Raw genomic sequence first — 15827 nt, forward strand, 5'->3', positions numbered from 1 at the left:
TGATGAGAGGGTAAGGAAACAACCTGTGGGCATATTCAGTTTGGCTCCGCCGGTGGGACTGATTGGCCTCGGATAGGCAACTGACGCGTATCGCTCACCTCAAAATTCGCCTGGTTGGCAGTAGTCGAATCCGGCCCGACGAAGACGGTAAAACCGCCAGCTTCGACCTTCGGTGAAAAATGCTCGTCGAGCAAGGCAAAGTCCTGTTGGCCCAGGGAGAAACTGACGCTGCGACTTTCGCCCGGTGCCAAATGAATTTTGCGAAAACCCCGTAGTCGGCGCACTGGGCGGGTGACGCTGGCAACGTCATCGCGCAGGTATAACTGGACGATTTCATCGCCTGCCCGTTTGCCGGTGACGGTGACCTCAACCCCCAGCGTTTGTGTGGACGCCAGTCGAGTGTGACTAAGGCGAGGGGAGGAGTAGCTGAACGAGGTGTAGCTCAGGCCGAAGCCAAATGGATAGAGCGGTGTCCAGGGCACATCGATATAGGCGGATGCGTAACTGCCATCACCGCTGGGTGGGCGGCCTGTATTTTTATGCGCGTAGTAAATGGGTATCTGCCCCACATGGCGAGGGAAGGTCATTGGCAGCTTGCCGCTGGGGTTGACGTCACCAAACAGCACATCGGCCACGGCATTTCCGGTTTCGCTGCCCAAAAACCAGGTTTCGAGCAATGCATGGGCTTGTTGCACTGAAGCATCGAGCACTAGGGGGCGGCCGTTCATGAGGACGATGACCAAGGGTTTCCCTGTGTCCAGTAATGAGTTTAGTAGCGCATTTTGCCCGCCCGGTAGACCGAGTTCGGCGCGGCTATGGGCTTCGCCGCTCTGTTCTGCGGTTTCTCCGAGTACGGCGATTATCAGGTCGCTGTCACGCGCGATTGTTTCGACCCGCGTGATGTCCTGGAGGTGCGGGCTGACGGGCGAAGCGCCGGGCAGGTAAGTAATCTCGGTGCCAGGGGCTACCGCATTGCGCAGGCCTTGCAAGACCGTGACGGAGTCTTCGGGGTTGGCAGCCCCGGCCCAAGGGCCGATGGTGGCGCTGGCGTCCGAAGCGAGGCTGCCGACCACCAGGACCTTGCCCGGTTGTTTGGAGAGCGGCAGCAGCGCGTCGTTGTTTTTTAGTAAGACGATAGATTTCTGTGCCGATTCTCGAGCCAGGGCACGGTGCTGTGGCGTTAGCTGGCTGGCCTGCTCGCGGGCTTCGTCGCTGTACCGGTAGGGATCATCGAACAGTCCCAGACGCTGCTTGGCTTTGAGGACGCGACGCACAGCGTCATCCAGGTTTTTACGCGACACCTGGCCGTTGCGCACCAGTGTCGGCAGGTGCAGGCGATAGGATTGACTGGCCATCTCGATATCCACCCCGGCATTGAACGCTAGTCGTGCGGTGTCGGCTGGCGTGCCGGCGATACCTTGTGGCCCCAGTTCCCAGACAGCATTGAAATCACTGACCAGCAAGCCGGCGAACCCCCACTGCTTGCGCAACAGACCGGTCAGCAGGGCGGTATGGCTGTGCATGGGAACGCCGGCCAGCTCGTTGAACGACGGCATGATTGCATCGACCCCGGCCGCGACGGCTGCCTGGAAGGGAGGCAAGTAAACCTCTCTCAGTGTCCGCTCCGACAGATCGGTGACGTTGTAGTCTCGACCGCCTTCGGCAGCCCCGTAGGCGACAAAGTGTTTTGCCGTAGCGAGCATGGATGAGATGTCAGGTGCACCTGCACCCTGGAACCCGTGCACAAGTGCGGCGGCCAATGCAGAGCCAAGGAACGGATCTTCGCCAGCACCTTCCACCACGCGGCCCCAACGCGGGTCACGGCTAATATCGACCATGGGCGCAAAGGTCCAATGCACGCCACTGGCGGTGGCCTCAACGGCCGCCACGCGAGCGGTTCGTTGGGCCAAGTCCGGGTCCCAGGCTGAGGCTAGCGCCAGGGGGACCGGGAACACTGTACGAAAACCGTGCACGACGTCATAAGCGAATAACAAGGGGATATGCAGCCGGGAACCGTTAACCACCTGCTCCTGCAACTGACGGGTAGCTTGCGCGCTGCTGGCCCCCAGTACCGAGCCCACGAGGGCCACTGGCATCTGCGTCTGTTCGCCTTGATCAATGACGGGGCCGGTAGGCGTGCTCTGGATACTGAGTTGGCTGAGCTGGCCGATTTTTTCTTCAAGGCTCATTTTCGCTAGTAGGTCCTCGACCGGATCATTCTGGGCTACGGCCACTAGCGGGAGGGAGACGAGTAGTAATGAGGCTAAACTTAAAGGCATGGTTGCGCCGTCCATGGGCAGGGTGTATGCCTTCAAGTATTTTGCATCCGAGCAGGATCATCTACTGTCAGAGTTGACAGTGCGGGGCTGTTTTCAGACAGGGGCCATCAGCAAAACCCGGCACGGCTTGGCCTGATACGCGTTGATCTGCGGCACCAACCGTTTGAAGTGCTCGGTCTGGCAGTGCGCATCCAGCGCCGCCTGATCAGGCCATTGTTCGATAAAGATAAAATGCCCTGGGTCTTTTTGATCGACAAACAGATCGTAGGCAACGCACAGCGGTTCCTGGCGGGTTTTTTCCACCAGTTCGGCGTACCACGGGCGCACGGTTTCCAGGTGCTCGGGCTTGATAAAGTCTTCAGCGATGACTTTCAACATGGTAGGCGTCCTTCAGGCAGCAGCGGTTTCATGGGGCTCAAAACTGTCTGCTCGCGCCATCTGCCACATGCGCGAATAGAACTCGCCGTTCACGTCTCCCGTGAGCAATTCGCCGGGCTTCAAGAACACATGCAGCTGCGAGAACAGTTTGATCTCTGTTGCCGACATGCGTCGCACCAAGTGCTTGGCCGACAACTGCGACGGATGATCCAGGCCCGCGGCGGCAAGCATTTCGGCCAGGGCGTGCAGCGTGTTGCGGTGGAAGTTGAACACACGCTGGGCCTTGTCCGGCACGACCAAGGCACGTTGGCGCAGTGGGTCTTGCGTGGCCACGCCGGTCGGGCATTTGTTGGTGTGGCATGACTGGGACTGGATGCAGCCAATGGCGAACATGAAGCCACGTGCCGAGTTGGCCCAGTCGGCGCCGATGGCCAGGACGCTGGCAATATCGAACGCACTGACAATCTTGCCGCTGGCGCCGAGTTTGATTTTGTCGCGCAGGTTCAGGCCCACCAGGGTGTTGTGCACAAACAGCAAACCCTCACGCAGCGGCACGCCGATATGGTCGGTGAACTCCACGGGGGCTGCGCCGGTGCCACCTTCCTTGCCATCGACCACGATAAAGTCGGGGAGGATGCCGGTTTCGAGCATGGCCTTGGCGATGCCCATGAATTCCCACGGGTGGCCCAGACAGAACTTGAAACCCACGGGTTTGCCGCCGGACAGTTCACGCAATTGGGCGATGAAGTGCATCAGTTCGATGGGCGTGGAAAACGCACTGTGGCGTGACGGCGAGATGCAGTCTTCGCCCATCATGATGCCGCGGGTGTCGGCGATTTCCTGGGTGACCTTGTGCTTGGGCAGGATCCCGCCATGGCCGGGCTTGGCACCCTGGCTCATCTTGATTTCAATCATGCGCACCTGCGGGTTTTGCGCCTGCGTGGCGAAGCGCTCCGGGTCGAAACGGCCGTCGCTGGTGCGGCAGCCGAAGTAGCCGCTGCCCAGTTCCCAGGTCAGGTCGCCACCGTTTTCACGGTGGTAGGGGCTGATGCTGCCTTCACCGGTGTCGTGGGCAAAGTTGCCGAGCTTGGCGCCTTGGTTGAGCGCGCGAATTGCGTTGGCGCTCAGCGAGCCGAAGCTCATGGCCGAGATGTTGAACACCGACGCCGAGTACGGTTGTGTGCACTGCGGGCCGCCGACCATCACGCGAAATGCGCTGGGGTCGCTCAACGGTGCCGGGCGCATGGAGTGGCCGATAAATTCGAAGCCCGACTGGTATACATCGATCAAGGTGCCGAAGGGCTTGTCTGCGGTTTCGTTCTTGGCGCGCGAATACACCAGCGAACGCTGGGCCCGAGAGAAGGGCAGGGCGTCGCTGTCGGATTCGAGCAGGTATTGGCGGATTTCCGGGCGGATGCCTTCCACCAGGTAACGGATATTGCCCAGGATCGGGTAGTTGCGGCGCACCGCGTGGGGGCTTTGCAGCAGGTCGAAAATGCCGATCAGGCTGAGGATGCCGGTGACCAGAGTAATGGGCCACAACCATTCGTGTTCGATAAAGGGCAGGCTGGCGAGGGTGAAAATGACGCACACAGCAAAGAAGGCGTAGCGGCTTAACAAGGACAGGCTCATACGGTTTCCTTGGGTTCGGACTCTTCAGGTCGATCACCCATTCTGCACCTCTGGATTAAGCACGGACAAGGATTGATCGCTCAGTCGCGTATTTGTGCGTCTATGCATCAGTCCAGACAAAAAAAGCTATCAGCCTCATAGAGGAACTTATGACTGCCCAATCACCATTCATCGAATGTAAGACTAAGGACGCTGTTAATCAGAAGGAATGTATAACAACAGAGCGAGAGACTTACCTATGTCTATATCGATATCGGCATCGAACAATACTCATCATGCCTCGATTTATATCCCGATCATTCCCAACTGGGATAAAAGCCAATTAACCGGCTCCCAACGAGAGCAAGTCGCCCAAGAACATCAACGAATGGAAGGTATCGAGAAACCTGAGCGGAATGTGAGTCGCAAGCCGGAAATCTCCACTGGCCGTCCACCGGGTGATACCCGCACTGCGGACGAAATCATCAACGACAATCCGATCCTCAAAAACCTCGGCCATCAAAAAGATATTAATCGTCCATTGGCTTACAAACTTCTGGGTGATTGGACGAGCAACAATAAAGACCCTGAGTCACGAGCGGATGCCGCATTCAACGCTGCGCGGGTGCTTAACTATATCGATACGTCTTTATCGACTACAGGCGAACACCGAGGCAAAGCCCATGACAATGGCGACCTTGAAGGCATCACCCGTAGCGGTGATGCGCGGCACGGCACGCCGGCAGGCATGTGGAAGGACTTTACGGAGCAAGGTTATTCAGCCCTACGGCACCATCACCGCTTGGACAGTACCAACGACCGCCATGTCACCCAGGGCGGCGCCAACAAAGATAACCTGCAGCATGTTTCCGGTAAGATCGGCAAGAGAACCTGGTTTATCCCGGGGCTGAGCAATATTCTCCTGGGCATCAGCGACTCAAATGCGGGGTTGGCGGAGGCTGTGAAGGGGGCCAAGAAGGGGTTCGATAAAACTCGGGCTGATGGTTTTGACCAGGCACTTTTCAGTGCTGCGAGGGGGAATTTGGTGGGGGTCGTTTAAGGCTATGTCAACGCAGTGAAGCACAACGAAGCCACGCCTGATTTGGTTAAGTCAAAACTCGGGGCGACCGGCAGTTGAGTCGGATTGGTTTGAACCGATGAGCTCAATCATGGATTAGCTCGATTTCCTGGAAAGGGACCTCCAGGAAACGGCTAGAACTTTTCCTGCTGGTATTATTGCAATCGGTTCTCGTTTGTAGGTGTTTTTAGTGTTACTGTATAACATGTCTAATGCACCCAAACGCCCCGGAGGCCTCATGAAAGCTGGTATCCACCCCGACTACCGCACCGTACTGTTCCACGACACCGCCGCCGACGTGTACTTCCTCATCGGCTCCACTGCCGACAGCGACCGCACCCACACACACAGCGACGGCAACACCTATCCCTATATCCCGTTGGATGTTTCAAGTGCTTCGCACCCGGTCTACACCGGCCAACAGCGCAAGACCCAAGCCGAAGGCCGCATTGCCGGCTTCAACAAGCGCTTTGCCTCGTTTGGGTCGACCCCGAAAGCCGACGCGTGAGGATGATTCGGCGGCGTGCCCTACGCCGCCTTCTGGCGAATCGGCAACACCACGCGAAATGTCGTGCCCCTGCCCAGCTCGCTGCTGACGGAGATATCCCCGCCGTGTTTCTTGATGATGCCGTAGGACAGTGACAATCCCAGTCCAGTCCCTTCGCCCACAGGCTTGGTGGTAAAGAACGGGTCGAAAATCTTCTGTAAGCTTTCAGGGGCAATTCCGCAGCCGTTATCGGCCACTTCCAGCCAGATATTCTCGCCTTCCACGCCGTTGCTGATGGTAATGGTGCCACGCTGGGGCCCCATGGCCTGGGCCGCATTGATCACCAGGTTCATCACTACCTGATTGAGCTGCGAGGCCAGGCATTCGATGTCCGGCAGGGGCGTGTAGTGCTTGACCACGTCGGCCTTGTACTTGAGTTCGCTGGCGACGATGTTCAGGGTCGAATCGATGCCTTGCTGCAGGTCAGCCAGTTGCCAGGTCTGGTCGTTATCCACGCGTGAGAAGTTCTTCAGGTCTTTGACGATCTGCACGACACGGCCAATCCCTTCCTTGGATTCGCGGATCAGGATCGGTATGTCTTCCTTGAGGAAATCCAGTTCCAGGTCGGTGCGCAAAACCTTTAGCTGATCCCGCTGTTCTGGCGCCGCGAGGTGTTCCTCGCTGCGTTGATAGGCGTCGAGCATCTGTTGCAGCTGCGTGAAGTAGCTGTCGAGCGTGCTGAGGTTGGAGGAAATAAACCCCACCGGGTTGTTGATTTCATGGGCGACGCCGGCGGCGAGCTGCCCAAGGGAGGCGAGCTTTTCCGACTGCACCAGTTGGCTTTCCAGATGCTTGCGCTCGTTGATTTCCAATTGCAGCGCCTGGGTGCGTTCTTCAACCAGTTGTTCCAGCAGAGATGTTTGCAGCGACGCACGCCGGGCCATGTCCCATTTATTAGCCAGGGTATTGGCCATCTGTTGCACTTCAATATTGTCGAACGGTTTTTTCAGGATCAGCAAACGGTCATGGGCCTGCAGGCGCAACAGCAGGTCTTCCCAGGAGTAATCCGAGTACGCGGTGCATACCACCACTTGCAACTCGGGTGCGACCTGCCATAACGCCTCGATCGTCTTCGCGCCGTCCCAGCCTTGGGGCATGCGCATATCAACGAACGCCAGTGCATAAGGACGCTGCTGCGCCATGGCGCTGGTGAGCAAGCCCAGACCCTCTTCGCCGCCATAGGCCGAATGCAGTTCGAACGCCTGTGCCTGGGGCTTGGCCGCGTCACCAAACAGTGCCGACTCCATGTCATCCAGCGCCTGGTTGGGCGCAGTATCCGGCATCAGGATCTTGCGAAAATCCTCATGAATGGACGGTGTGTCATCGATCAGCAGGACGCGCCGGTTGGGAGGTTGGTTCATGAGCTGCTTCCGGCAAGGGTCAGGGGAATGGTCAAGGTGAATACCGCGCCGAGGCCCGGCCCGTCGCTGTGAGCACTGAGCTGGCCGTGCATTTGCACCGCGGCCAGGGCGCAGCTGTGCAGGCCGAAGCCATGGCCTTCTTTGCGCGTGGTAAAACCATGGGTGAAGATCCGTGTCATGTTCTCGGGGGGTATGCCTTCGCCATCGTCCTTCACACTGATCTTCAAGGTATCTTCACCCTGGGCCTCGACCTTCAGCGTGATTTGCCGTGGCCTCTCGGAAAGGTTGGACATGGCGTACTTGGCGTTGCTGATCAGGTTGACCATGATCAGCAGCAGGCGATGCTTGTCGCCGAGGATCTGCGGTACCTGTGCGTATTCCTTGACCACAGTGACGTGGTGACGGCTCAGCGCGCCGGCGTTCATGCGCAGGGCATCGTCCATCAAGGCGCCGATATTGATCGGCTCCAGCAATGTGGCGGCGCCGGCATAGGATTGCTGGGTCGAGACGATGTCCTTGATGTGATCGATGCTTTTGCTCAGTTGCGCCAGCTCATCGCTCATGCCCTGTTGCTCCACGGCGATCGCTTCCACCAGTTGGTTGAGGTAGCCGGGCAGCAATTTGCCCTTTGCATCTTCGGTGAGAAAGGTGCCCAGGTCGCCCTGGTGTGCGTTGATCAATTGCATCGCTTTGCCCAGGCCCAGCGCTTTGCTGCCGCGCAGTTTACGGCTGACCAGCTCGGCAGAAATATTCACGCTGTTGAGCACGTTGCCGACGTTGTGCAGCACGTTGGTGGCGATCTCTGCCATGCCTGCCTGGCGGGCGCTGTCCAGCAGTTCGCTCTGGGCATCCTTGAGTTGTTGGGTGCGCCGTTCCACCCGTTGCTCCAGGGTTTCGTTGGCCGATTGCAAGGCGCGATTGACGCGGTTGATCTCGGCGAAACTGCGCAGCAGACGCACCGCCAGGTAGAGCAACAGCACCACCAGCAGCGTCGAGAAGATCAGCAGGTAGCGATGATATTGATGGTCAACGAGGTCCGCGGTCTGCTGGTCCTGATTGAGGTGGGTGGTCAGGTCATCGAGGCGCTCGGCCACCGGCACGGCGGCAATGCGTTCGAGGAGGCTGTTGACCAGCGGCTGCTCGCGCAGGATCAGCGAAATATGGTTGCTGAGGATCTCCACCGGCGCCTGGAACTCACTGGGCAGGCTCTGTTTGTTGATCGCCAGTTTGCCCAGGCCCACCAGGATATCGGCGGCGCGTTCATCGCTGGTGACCTGGGCAAACTCCAGGCTGCTGAGCAGCAGGTCGTAAGTGTCGGTGGCCACGCCTTGCAGTTGCAGCCGGCCTTGATCGTCAATCTGGTTGAATTGGGCTTGAATGTCGTCTTCGGCGGTCGGCAAAAACGCCAGCGAGTTGCGCAACACGGCGTTGTGGGACTTGAACTGATCCACCAGTCGGGCTTTTTCCTGGATGGCGGCCACATACGCTGCCTGGCTGGCTTGCCAACTCGGCAGGTCGGCAGGGTTGTGGTAGGTGTCGCGGCCTTGTAGTTCAGACCAGATACGGGTCATGTCCGAGAGGGGCGTGACCAGCGGATCGTAGTTGTGGGTAATCGCGATCCGGGCCTTGAGCACTTCACTGTCCCATTGGGCATTGAGTTGCTGAAGCTGGCGGATCAGGTCCCGGGACTGGGTATAAGTGGCTGTTTGGTCGCGGGAAGATTTGAGGTACAAAAACACCAGTGTAGAGGCCAATAACAAGGCTATCAGGCCCAACAGCATCTGGCTGGCACGACGGCGCGAGAAACGTCTCATAGCGGCTTGCCCGCCCATTCGCCGGTCAAGGTTCTGAGAAACTGGATAATCAGCTCCTTGTCTTCCTGAGAAGGATTGCGCCCCAACTGATACTTGAACATCACGTCAACCGCCTCTTCAAGCGTCTTGGCCGAGGCGTCGTGGAAGTAAGGTGCGGTGACGGCCACATTGCGCAGGCTGGGCACCTTGAACACGTGGCGGTCCTCTTCATCGCCGGTCAGCAGGTAGCGGCCCAGGTCCGATTCGACCGGGTTGCCTCGTGCCTTGAAGTAATCGTCCATCACGCCGAATTTCTGCAACATATTGCCGCCGATATTCACGCCCTGATGGCAGGCAATACAGCCGTACTCCTTGAAACGCTGGTAGCCGTATTTTTCCTTGATCGTCAGTATCTCGGTGTTGCCCAGCAGGTACTGGTCGAACCGCGAGTTGGGCGTCAGCAGCGTGCGCTCGTAACTCGCCAGCGCATCCTGCACGTTGGCGGCACTGACGCCATCGGCATACACCTGCGCGAAGGCGCGCTGGTAATCAGGGTAGGCGGACAGGTTGTATTCCACAGCTTTCCAGTCGCTGCCCATTTCCACCGGGCTGATGACCGCGTGCTCGATCTGCGCTTGAAGGGTGTCGACCCGGCCATTCCAGAACTGCTTGAAGTTCAGGCTGGCGTTGAACACGGTGGGCGTATTGAGTGGCACCGGCTTGCCATCCAGGCCAAGGGAGAAAGGTTTGTTGTCGGCGCCGCCGGTTTCCAGGTGATGGCAGCTGGCGCAGGACAAGCTGTTATTGGCCGATAAGCGCGGATCATTGAACAGCCGACGGCCCAGCTCAACCTTGGCCGGATCCTGTAGGGGAACACTCGGCAACGGCTTTAGGGCTTCGTCCAGCGGTGCGGCCGCGAGTACTGCGCCGGTGCACAGGCCCAACGCGAGCACAAGGCTGAATCGGGTAGTTGAAACGTTGCTCAAGCGAGCACTCCTTGCAGGCCTAGGGCTATGGATGGGGCATCAGTGTCGCGCAACCCGCTTGCAGCAACTGCACGAAATCCTTGGGGGGCAACGCCTTGCTGAAGAGAAAACCCTGGCCCTCTTCACACTTGTGGGCCTTGAGGAAATTGAGTTGCTCGACGGTTTCCACGCCTTCGGCAATGATGTTCAGCTCCAGGCTCTTGCCCATGCCGATGATAGCGCTGATCAGTTGTTCGTCCTGGTTATTTACGCTGAGGCCGCGCACGAAGGACTGGTCTATTTTCAGCACATCGATGGGAAAGCGCCGCAGGTAGCTCAGACTCGAATAGCCGGTGCCGAAATCGTCCAGCGCCAGACGCACGCCCATGGCCTTGATTCTGCGCAGGGTGTCTACGGTCTCGTCGACATTCTGCATCAGTACGCTTTCGGTGATTTCCAGCTCCAGCTGGGCGGGCGGCAGGCCGGTTTGCTTGAGGATGGCGGCCAGGTTGTCGACGAAGTCCCGTTGGCGAAAGTCGATCGCCGAGATGTTCACCGACATGCGCAGCGGCGCCAGGCCCAGATCCCGCCAGGCTTGGGCTTGCTCGCAGGCCTGGCGCAACACCCACTGGGTCAGGCGCACGATCAGCCCGCTGTCTTCGGCCACCGGAATGAACTGCGCCGGGCTGATCCAGCCTGACTGCGGTTCAAACCAGCGGGTCAACGCCTCGGCGCCGACGATCCTCCCGGACGCCAGATCCAGCTTGGGTTGGTAATGCAGGACGAACTCATGGCGTTCCAGGGCCTGGCGCATCGCGCTCTCCAGGTTTTGCTGGTGCTGGGCGCGGCGGTTCATGTCTTCGGTGTAAAAGCTGAAGTCGTTGGGGCCACGTTCCTTGCTGGTGCGCATGGCGGTTTCGGCGTGCTTGATCAGTTGCACCGCATTGGTACTGTCATTGGGGTAAATGCTGATACCCAGGCTTGCGGTGACGTTCAGGTCGTGCCCCGCAATATGACGCGTTGCGCTGACGGCGCTGAGCAGTTTTTGCGCAATGTGTTGGGTTTGCTGAGGGTGCTGGATATCGTTGAGCAGGATCACGAACTCATCGGCGCCGTAGCGAAACGTTGAATCCGAAGCGCGTACCGTCGCCACCAGGCTGCGACTGACGTGCTGCAGCACTTCATCGCCCACCGGATAGCCGAGGGCGTTGTTGATGCGTTTGAAGCGGTCCAGCCCGATAAACATCACCGCCAGTTGCGAGTCATGCCGCCGGCCCAGGGCGATGGCCTGGGTCAGCCGGTCGCCGAGTAACGTGCTGTTGGGCAACTCGGTGAGGGCATCGTATTGCAACAGGTGCGAGACCTTGAGCAGTTCCTGCACGCGTTCTTCAATGATGCGTTCCAGGCCGAGCACCTTGTGGGCCACGTCCTGGGCCAGTTGCCATTTCCAGGTCAGTGCGCTGGCCATCTGGCGGATTTCCAAGGGGTCGAAAGGTTTTTTCAGGATCAGCAACTGATCGCTGTATTTCAGTCGCGCTTCGATGGCCTCAAAGGAATAGTCGGAGTAGGCGGTGCACAGGGCGATTTGCAGGTTGGGGTCGACGTTCCATAGCTGTTCGATGGTTTGCAGCCCGTCCCAGCCGGGCGGCATGCGCATGTCGATAAACACCATGGCGTAGGGGGCGTTGTCCGCCAGCGCCTTGTTCACCAGCGCCAGCGCTTCCTGACCCTGGTAGGCGGAATCCAGCTCGAACGCTTGGCGCAACGGTGCAGTGGTACCGAACAGGGTCGACTCCAGGGTGTCGAGGGAGGGCTTGCCGTCTTCATCGGCGCAGAGGATCTTGCGAAAGTCCTGATGGATCGAGGCGGTGTCATCGACGATGAGGATGCGACGGTTGGCCCGTTCACCTTGGGTGTTCATGGCGCGTCTGGCCTAGGCAAAAGATTTGATTGCATAGCGATTCCTTCCCTGGCTGGACTGCGTAGCTCGGTGCCAACTGGCAGTGACAGCATAGTCGAACTCCTTGATATCGACGGCCACTTGGCGTCAAATCAACAGCGCTGTGCGCCGGGAGCCGGTACGGCACGCCCCCGCGTCAATCTAGCTTAACTTCGTTCAATTTGAAGGCAGAGTCACCATGGATGAACAACTCGCTACGAAGTCTGCCGTTTTGCTGGTTGACGATGAAGAATCGATCCTCAATAGCCTGCGCCGCTTGCTGCGCGGCCAGCCTTACGAGGTGTTATTGGCCACCAGCGGCACCCAGGCGCTGGAGATCATGGCCAGTCGGCCCGTGGATTTGGTGATGAGCGATGCGCGTATGCCCGGTATGGACGGGGCCACGCTTCTGGCGCAGGTTCACCGCCTGTATCCCGCCACCGGCCGCATCCTGCTCACCGGTTACGCAGACCATGACACCATCATCAAGGCAATCAATGATGGGCAGATCCACCGCTACATCAGCAAGCCCTGGAATGACGCAGAGCTGATACTGGTGCTGCAGCAGTGCCTCGAACACCAGCGGCTCCAACACCTGACCCGCGAGCAGAACGAGCAGCTCAAAGCGCTCAACGCCACCCTGGAAAAACGCGTGACCGCGCGCACCGCCGAGTTGCAGCAGACCGCCGATATGCTCGACCTGGCCTATGACGAGCTCAAGCGCAGCTACGTGACCGGCACTGAAGTGTTTTCGCTGTTGGCCAACCTGCGCTTGCCCAAGAACAAGCAGACCAACCGCGCGTTGATCGAGCTGATCCGCGTGTGCTGTGCCGCCCAGTCCCTGGACGAAGCCAGCACCCGCGACCTGACCATGGCCGCCGCGCTGTACAACATCGGCAAGCTGAGCTGGAGCGACAGCATGATGGTGTCGCCGGCGGACAAGCTGCACAGCACCGACCGCGCGCAGTATCGCGAGTACCCGACGCAAAGCGAATCACTGTTGATGACCCTGGAGCCGATGAAGGATGCAGCGCGGATCATTCGTCATCACCAGGAACGGTGGGACGGCTCGGGGTTTCCCGACCACCTCAAGGGCGAGGCCATTCCGGCGGGGGCGCGGTTGTTGAAGCTGGCGGTGGATTTCATCGAGCTGCAAAAGGGCTTGATCCTGGAGCGGCACCTGAACAGCGACGAAGCGCTGCTGTATATCCGCAAATACGCCGGGCGTTTGTATGACCCGACGCTGGTGGAAGACTTTGTGCTGGCCTGCGCGACTTTCCTCAGTGACGTGACCCTGGGCGACCCCACGGTCAAAGTCCTCACTACCCGCGAACTTGAAGCCGGGATGGTGCTGGCCCGCAACCTCAATGCCGACAACGGCATGTTGCTGCTCAACGCCGGCAAGGTGTTGAACCTGCCGCTGGTAGACAAGCTGATTGCCTTCGAAGCCATGGAGGGTGCCAAATACAGCATATTCATCAAACAACCGGACGAGACCTCGATTCCTTCATGAGCCATTCAACTATCCGCATCGCCGCCGCCGTCCTGATCGATAAAGACGGCCAAACCCTGCTGGTACGCAAGCGCGGCACCCGGGCCTTCATGCAGCCTGGCGGCAAGATCGACGCTGACGAAACCCCGCTCCAGGCGTTGGCTCGTGAGCTGCACGAAGAGCTGAACCTGCACATCAATCCGCAAGAAGCCGTGTACCTCGGCCAATTCTCGAGCCGGGCCGCAAACGAGCCGGGTTTTATGGTTCAGGCCGATATGTACCAGCTGCATATCGACGTGGCGGTCGAACCGGCGGCTGAAATAGAAGAAATATGCTGGATCGACCCCATGGGCGACGGTGGCCTGGAGTTGGCGCCGCTGACGCGTGAGTTCATCCTGCCGCATTATCGTGCTTCCTTGCTCAGCGCATGATGATTCGCCCGCTGCAGGCTAGCGATGCCCTGGCGTATCGGGCGTTGATGCTTGAGGCTTATGGCGCTTATCCCCAGGCGTTTACCTCCAGTGTTGCCGAGCGCGCCGCGATGCCCCTCAGCTGGTGGGAAAAACGCGTGAGCAGCGCGCTGGATCACCTGCTTGGCGCATTCGAGGGCGACCAATTGGCGGGTATCGTCGGCCTGGCGTTCGAACCGCGGGAGAAGGCGTGGCACAAGGCGACATTATTCGGCATGTATGTGAGCGCGGCTTATCAACAGCGAGGCTTGGGCCGGCAACTGGTAGAGGCCGCGCTGGAGGAGGCCCGTAGGCACCCGCGGCTGGAACTGATCCAACTGACTGTCACTGCCGGGAATGAGGCAGCGTTTGCGCTGTACCAGCGTTGCGGCTTCATTCAGTACGGCTTGGAGCCGTTGGCGGTGCGGGTAGGTGAGGAGTATTTCGACAAAATCCACATGTGGCGTGAGTTAAAAGATCAGTGATATCCAATGTGGGAGGGGCGGTGCGACGGTTCGACTTGCCCCCGATGGCGGCCTCAGGGTTGGTTGGGATGCTGGATCAGACTGAGTACATATCCGTTATTTGGGTAACGGCTGCTATTGGTTCCGCTTTTACAGCGGGTCACTTTTGGAAAAGAGCCCGGAATGCCGGCCCAGCCAAAAGTAACCAAAAGGGCTCTTGCCCCACCACTCGGCACCTCGCTCAGGCTCGGTGTGCCCGTAATCCGCCATGGATTTGGGGGGCCGCCGCCACGCGCCATCCATGGCGCGGGGCGGCTAAACCGGCATCCCTGCCGGTTTACCCCCCAAATCCATGGCGGATTACGGCCAGCGTGGTTTGACGGGGCGCTTAAGATCAAGATCAAAAGCAGATCAAAAGCAGATCAGGATCAAGAGCGGCTCGCTTCGCATCGTGGTTACCGTTGGCGGCTGCGAAGTCGCTTAACGCACTGCGCTGACCCCATCCAGGGTGGAAAACGACGTGTCCTTGGCCGTCAGCAAGAAGTCGCGCATGTACGGCGCATCCAGCATGTCCGCCCGAATGCCCGCGTACAGCGTGGCGAACAGACCTTTCTCGCCCAGGCGCTTGGCCTTCACATACCCGCGTGAGCTGTACTCATGCAGCGCCCAGTGGGGCATACCGCAGACGCCTCGGCCGCTGGCCACCAGTTGCATCATCATCACCGTCAGCTCCGAGGTGCGTACCAGGGCGGGTTCCACGTCGGCCGGTTCTAGGAAGCGGGTGAAGATGTCCAGGCGGTCTCTTTCCACCGGGTAGGTGATCAGGGTTTCCGTCAGTAGATCTTCCGGCACGATGTATGACTTGTTCGCCAGCGGGTGCTGGTTGGCCACGGCCAACATGGCTTCGTAGGTGAACAGCGGCACATAGGTGATACCCGGCAGCTCCAGCGGGTCGGAAGTCACCACCAGGTCCAGGTCGCCACGGGCCAGGGCCGGCAGGGGGGCGAAGGCAAAGCCGGAGGCCAGGTCGAGCTCGACCTCCGGCCACGCATCGCGGAACTGGTCGATAGTCGGCATCAGCCACTGGAAGCAGCTGTGGCATTCGATGGCCATGTGCAGGCGCCCGGCGGTGCCGCCTGCCAGCCGTGCGATGTCGCGTTCGGCGCCACGCAGCAAGGGCAGGGTGGCGTCCGCCAGTTGCAGCAGACGCAGACCTGCGCTGGTGAAGCGCACAGGCTTGGTCTTGCGCGCGAACAGTGGCATGCCCAGGCGCTCTTCCAGTTCCTTGAACTGGTGGGACAAGGCGGACTGTGTCAGGTGCAGGCGCTCGGCTGCCTCTACCAGGCTGTCGGCTTCACGCAGGGCATGCAGTGTTTTTAGATGACGGATTTCCAGCACTGTCGCCTCCATGAATAGTATTTGCGCACAATGATAATTCATTGAAAGCTCTTCATGTTGGCCGCCCACCTAT

At 59.3% G+C, this 15827-nt stretch carries 13 protein-coding genes; 5 read left to right on the forward strand and 8 right to left on the reverse strand.

Going from position 1 to position 15827, the window contains the following annotated elements; genetic code table 11:
* Nucleotides 1–35 precede the first annotated feature (35 nt).
* The 3 genes from TK42_RS00625 to TK42_RS00635 all read right to left on the reverse strand — a co-directional run bounded on the left by TK42_RS00625 (nucleotide 36) and on the right by TK42_RS00635 (nucleotide 4289).
* Nucleotides 36–2294: a glycoside hydrolase family 3 N-terminal domain-containing protein gene (locus TK42_RS00625; protein ID WP_371920233.1), complete on the reverse strand. Its 2259-nt coding sequence runs from the start codon at nucleotides 2292–2294 to the stop codon at nucleotides 36–38.
* Nucleotides 2295–2372: 78 nt separating this feature from the next.
* On the reverse strand, nucleotides 2373–2657 hold the full coding sequence (locus TK42_RS00630; RefSeq protein ID WP_032877566.1) for a putative quinol monooxygenase: 285 nt from the start codon (nucleotides 2655–2657) through the stop codon (nucleotides 2373–2375).
* Between the two features lie 12 nt (nucleotides 2658–2669).
* Complete coding sequence (locus tag TK42_RS00635; RefSeq protein ID WP_078820385.1) at nucleotides 2670–4289, reverse strand: FMN-binding glutamate synthase family protein; 1620 nt, start codon at nucleotides 4287–4289, stop codon at nucleotides 2670–2672.
* Nucleotides 4290–4527: 238 nt separating this feature from the next.
* Here TK42_RS00635 and TK42_RS00640 point away from each other — a divergent pair, with 238 nt between their 5' ends.
* Nucleotides 4528–5328, forward strand: a complete 801-nt coding sequence (locus TK42_RS00640; protein ID WP_146097854.1) for a hypothetical protein — start codon at nucleotides 4528–4530, stop codon at nucleotides 5326–5328.
* A 256-nt stretch (nucleotides 5329–5584) separates the two neighbouring features.
* Entirely contained in the window at nucleotides 5585–5854 is a 270-nt protein-coding gene (locus tag TK42_RS00645) for a type B 50S ribosomal protein L31 (protein ID WP_078820386.1), read from the forward strand.
* Nucleotides 5855–5874: 20 nt separating this feature from the next.
* Here TK42_RS00645 and TK42_RS00650 read toward each other — a convergent pair whose 3' ends face one another.
* The 4 genes from TK42_RS00650 to TK42_RS00665 are packed head-to-tail and all read right to left on the reverse strand — an operon-like array spanning nucleotide 5875 to nucleotide 11933.
* Entirely contained in the window at nucleotides 5875–7254 is a 1380-nt protein-coding gene (locus TK42_RS00650) for an ATP-binding protein (protein ID WP_032877560.1), read from the reverse strand.
* Complete coding sequence (locus tag TK42_RS00655) at nucleotides 7251–9068, reverse strand: DAHL domain-containing protein (RefSeq protein ID WP_103733593.1); 1818 nt, start codon at nucleotides 9066–9068, stop codon at nucleotides 7251–7253. Before TK42_RS00655 ends, TK42_RS00650 begins: the two co-directional genes overlap by 4 nt.
* A complete protein-coding gene (locus TK42_RS00660; protein WP_103733401.1) occupies nucleotides 9065–10033 on the reverse strand; it encodes a cytochrome-c peroxidase in 969 nt (322 codons plus the stop codon). Before TK42_RS00660 ends, TK42_RS00655 begins: the two co-directional genes overlap by 4 nt.
* Before the next feature lie 25 nt (nucleotides 10034–10058).
* Nucleotides 10059–11933 (reverse strand): bifunctional diguanylate cyclase/phosphodiesterase, encoded by a 1875-nt coding sequence (locus TK42_RS00665; protein ID WP_103733402.1) that lies wholly within the window; start codon nucleotides 11931–11933, stop codon nucleotides 10059–10061.
* Nucleotides 11934–12150: 217 nt separating this feature from the next.
* On the opposite strand from TK42_RS00665, the gene TK42_RS00670 reads away from it, so the two are divergent.
* The 3 genes from TK42_RS00670 to TK42_RS00680 are packed head-to-tail and all read left to right on the forward strand — an operon-like array spanning nucleotide 12151 to nucleotide 14377.
* On the forward strand, nucleotides 12151–13464 hold the full coding sequence (locus tag TK42_RS00670; RefSeq protein WP_103733403.1) for an HD domain-containing phosphohydrolase: 1314 nt from the start codon (nucleotides 12151–12153) through the stop codon (nucleotides 13462–13464).
* Nucleotides 13461–13874, forward strand: coding sequence for an NUDIX domain-containing protein (locus TK42_RS00675; RefSeq protein ID WP_005785212.1), 414 nt, complete (start codon nucleotides 13461–13463; stop codon nucleotides 13872–13874). The genes TK42_RS00670 and TK42_RS00675 overlap by 4 nt, the downstream gene beginning before the upstream one ends.
* On the forward strand, nucleotides 13871–14377 hold the full coding sequence (locus TK42_RS00680) for a GNAT family N-acetyltransferase (RefSeq protein ID WP_032877554.1): 507 nt from the start codon (nucleotides 13871–13873) through the stop codon (nucleotides 14375–14377). Before TK42_RS00675 ends, TK42_RS00680 begins: the two co-directional genes overlap by 4 nt.
* A 459-nt stretch (nucleotides 14378–14836) precedes the next feature.
* Here TK42_RS00680 and metR read toward each other — a convergent pair whose 3' ends face one another.
* A complete protein-coding gene (gene metR / locus TK42_RS00685) occupies nucleotides 14837–15754 on the reverse strand; it encodes a transcriptional regulator MetR (RefSeq protein ID WP_005785216.1) in 918 nt (305 codons plus the stop codon).
* Nucleotides 15755–15827 lie beyond the last annotated feature (73 nt).

The organism is Pseudomonas sp. GZJR-8 (assembly GCF_002916705.1).
GTDB lineage: Bacteria > Pseudomonadota > Gammaproteobacteria > Pseudomonadales > Pseudomonadaceae > Aquipseudomonas > Aquipseudomonas synxantha_A.

Coding starts and splice junctions, on each gene's coding strand:
- TK42_RS00625 (WP_371920233.1), bottom strand. CDS start 2,294: ATGGACGGCGCAACCATGCCTTTAAGTTTAGCCTCATTACTACTCGTC.
- TK42_RS00630 (WP_032877566.1), bottom strand. CDS start 2,657: ATGTTGAAAGTCATCGCTGAAGACTTTATCAAGCCCGAGCACCTGGAA.
- TK42_RS00635 (WP_078820385.1), bottom strand. CDS start 4,289: ATGAGCCTGTCCTTGTTAAGCCGCTACGCCTTCTTTGCTGTGTGCGTC.
- TK42_RS00640 (WP_146097854.1), top strand. CDS start 4,528: ATGTCTATATCGATATCGGCATCGAACAATACTCATCATGCCTCGATT.
- TK42_RS00645 (WP_078820386.1), top strand. CDS start 5,585: ATGAAAGCTGGTATCCACCCCGACTACCGCACCGTACTGTTCCACGAC.
- TK42_RS00650 (WP_032877560.1), bottom strand. CDS start 7,254: ATGAACCAACCTCCCAACCGGCGCGTCCTGCTGATCGATGACACACCG.
- TK42_RS00655 (WP_103733593.1), bottom strand. CDS start 9,068: ATGAGACGTTTCTCGCGCCGTCGTGCCAGCCAGATGCTGTTGGGCCTG.
- TK42_RS00665 (WP_103733402.1), bottom strand. CDS start 11,933: ATGAACACCCAAGGTGAACGGGCCAACCGTCGCATCCTCATCGTCGAT.
- TK42_RS00670 (WP_103733403.1), top strand. CDS start 12,151: ATGGATGAACAACTCGCTACGAAGTCTGCCGTTTTGCTGGTTGACGAT.
- TK42_RS00675 (WP_005785212.1), top strand. CDS start 13,461: ATGAGCCATTCAACTATCCGCATCGCCGCCGCCGTCCTGATCGATAAA.
- TK42_RS00680 (WP_032877554.1), top strand. CDS start 13,871: ATGATGATTCGCCCGCTGCAGGCTAGCGATGCCCTGGCGTATCGGGCG.